We start from the raw sequence: 761 nt of genomic DNA, 5'->3' as shown, positions 1-761 counted from the left end.
TCGGTGGGCTGGGCGAAGCGGGAGAAGTTGTTCACGCACAGCACGAGGTCGTCCTCGTACTCGCGCAGGAAGGCCAGGACGGCCGGATTGCTGGACGGCAGCTCGGTGAAGGAGCCGAGGCCGAAGGCCGGGTTCTGCTTGCGAATCTCGATCATGCGGCGGGTCCAGTGCAGCAGCGACGACGGCGACGCCATGGACGCCTCGACGTTGATCACCTGGTAGCCGTGGACCGGGTCCATGATCGTGGGCAGATAGAGCCGGCCCGGATCGGCAGTGGAGAAACCGGCGTTGCGGTCCGGGGTCCACTGCATGGGGGTGCGGACGGCGTCGCGGTCGCCGAGCCAGATGTTGTCGCCCATGCCGATCTCGTCGCCGTAGTAGATGATCGGCGAGCCGGGCAGGGACAGCAGCAGCGCGGTGAACAGCTCGATCTGGTTGCGGTCGTTGTCGAGCAGTGGCGCCAGTCGGCGTCGGATGCCGATGTTGGCGCGCATCCGCGGGTCCTTGGCGTACTCCGCGTACATGTAGTCGCGCTCTTCGTCGGTGACCATCTCCAGGGTCAGCTCGTCGTGGTTGCGCAGGAAGATGCCCCACTGGCAGCCCGACGGGATGGCCGGGGTCTTCGCGAGGATCTCGGAGACCGGGTAGCGGGACTCGCGGCGTACGGCCATGAAGATGCGCGGCATCACCGGGAAGTGGAACGCCATGTGGCACTCGTCGCCGCCGGAGGCGTAGTCGCCGAAGTAGTCGACGACGTCCTC

At 66.8% G+C, this 761-nt stretch carries 1 protein-coding gene; it reads right to left on the bottom strand.

Annotation, left to right across the window (positions count from 1 at the left end):
- On the bottom strand, positions 1–761 hold a 761-nt coding region (locus tag MTQ10_RS30880), incomplete at both ends, for an alpha-amylase family glycosyl hydrolase (protein WP_247474124.1).

This window comes from Streptomyces sp. XM83C (genome assembly GCF_023072675.1).
Lineage (GTDB): Bacteria > Actinomycetota > Actinomycetes > Streptomycetales > Streptomycetaceae > Streptomyces > Streptomyces thermocoprophilus.
Note: the sequence above shows the minus strand (reverse complement) of the source record. Positions and strands in the feature narration are given on the sequence as shown.